This is a genomic window from Fuchsiella alkaliacetigena, from assembly GCF_023227765.1.
Lineage (GTDB): Bacteria > Bacillota > Halanaerobiia > Halobacteroidales > Acetohalobiaceae > Fuchsiella > Fuchsiella alkaliacetigena.
The window spans coordinates 1-1,741 of the sequence record NZ_JALKBZ010000107.1; the positions used below are offsets into that span (position 1 = coordinate 1).

General features: G+C 33.2%; 2 protein-coding genes. Both read right to left on the reverse strand.

Annotation, left to right across the window (positions count from 1 at the left end; translation table 11 throughout):
- Positions 1-60: 60 nt before the first annotated feature.
- Positions 61-828: a DUF1670 domain-containing protein gene (locus MWH30_RS13665; protein WP_248664655.1), complete on the reverse strand. Its 768-nt coding sequence runs from the start codon at positions 826-828 to the stop codon at positions 61-63.
- A complete protein-coding gene (locus tag MWH30_RS13670; protein ID WP_248664656.1) occupies positions 828-1,649 on the reverse strand; it encodes a DUF1670 domain-containing protein in 822 nt (273 codons plus the stop codon). Before MWH30_RS13670 ends, MWH30_RS13665 begins: the two co-directional genes overlap by 1 nt.
- Between the last annotated feature and the right edge of the window lie 92 nt (positions 1,650-1,741).

Genomic DNA, 1,741 nt, shown 5'->3' on the forward strand with positions numbered 1-1,741 from the left:
TTACTGTTAGGACATTTGTCCTGTTAAAAGCTCAGTTTTTCTTACAATTTAAATAGACCGCTACTTCTTAATATGCTCAGGGTGATATTTCTTTATAATTTCTAGATATTCAGTAACTAAGCTTTTGCTTTTATCAGTTGTTTGGATTATCTCACCTTTAGATAATCCCTTATCTAATAAAAACTTAATTTTCTCATAAGCTTTGATATAGCGATCAACTGACTGTAAGTCATGATATGTTCTTCTAGCTATATCAGGTGGAGCTACATTTTCTTCATAAAGCTCTATGATGATCTTTTTATGAGTAGTTCCACGACCCATATCAAGGACGTATCCCTTAAGAGGAAGTACTTCTTTATTTTGTTCTTGATATTCGTTAATATAATTTGAAATAGTAGCTTTAGAGCGGTTCATAATCAATGCTAGTTCTTCAATGGTTAATAGGCCACCTTGCTCTTTAGCTGACTTGGTTAGTCGTTCTACTCGAAGTATATTAAGCTCCTTACTAGTGATACCGGCTTGCTTACGTTTAATATCTTCCTGAGTTATATAAGGTAAGGTAACTATTGTATTCTCGTATTCTTCTAACTTTTGTCCTAAGCGTGGTTTTTTGTTTTCAACAGAGGTAGTCATCCATTGAATTTCTCCTGGGTGTTTAGAAGCTTTCTCAGGATAAAATTCTAAGTGCAATTGATCAATATCTTCTGCTATCATTTTAATAACTTTATGGCTACCTATAAGCTTATATTCTTGTTCTAAAAGCTGAATTATACTGGTTAAGAACGTTCGACTTTCGACACCTTTATATTCTTCATTAGAAGTTGTCATTAGTTTTTGACCCCCTTTTTAAACTCATCAGTTGATGAGGTTTGAGGGCTAAATAAAGTTAGCAAATCGTCTATTTTGTCTTTATATTCTGGAATATTGTATTGCAGATACAACTCGATATATTCTTTAGCTAAGGTTTTTGAAATACCTACTGTATAAGCAATTTCTTTAAGCGATAGCCCCTTGTTTTTTAGAAATACCACTTGAGTGAATGTTGTTAGGTAACGTTTAATAGAAGCTGGACTATGACGAGCTATTCTACTGATTTCACTATAAGTTTTTCTTTCTAGATAAAGTTTAACTATCTTAGTTTTATGAGATATGCTAGGCCCTATATCATGAGTGATACCACGAGTTGGTACACTAAAACCATCGTCTCTAAGTTGCTTTATATCACGTCTGATAGTCCTAGGACTAACTTTAAGAATATCTGCTAAATCTTCTTGAGTTAAAGTACCACCTTGTTCTTGGCATTCATCAAGCATTCTCAAAATTTGGCGTTGTCTTAATGCTGGCTTGCCCTGTTTTCGTCTAATCTCTTCATCTTCTTGTCCAGCGTGTTTAGTAAGGGTTACTTCAACCATAGGCAAATCTTCTAATCTAGGGCCATGCTTAGCATTATCGGAGACTACAGTAGTAACAACTTTACCTTTGCTAGCTAATAAACTAGGATCAATTTTATCAAGGTTAAAAACATTTGTAGCAGTTTCAACTATTGCAATTGCTGTTTTACGGCAAAACTCAAATTCTGTCATTAATATCTGAATAAACTGTTGAATTTTAGTTTTTGATTCTATACGATCTAAGACGGTAGTAGACATTTGCTTTACCTCCTATTTAATGGTTGATTATATTTTACACATGGTTATCAAATTAATCAAATCTTGTTTTAGGAGGACAAATGTCCTTATTT

What these genes read in the sequence shown, in the direction of transcription:
- MWH30_RS13665 (WP_248664655.1), bottom strand. Translation starts at nt 828, where the DNA reads ATGACAACTTCTAATGAAGAATATAAAGGTGTCGAAAGTCGAACGTTC.
- MWH30_RS13670 (WP_248664656.1), bottom strand. Translation starts at nt 1,649, where the DNA reads ATGTCTACTACCGTCTTAGATCGTATAGAATCAAAAACTAAAATTCAA.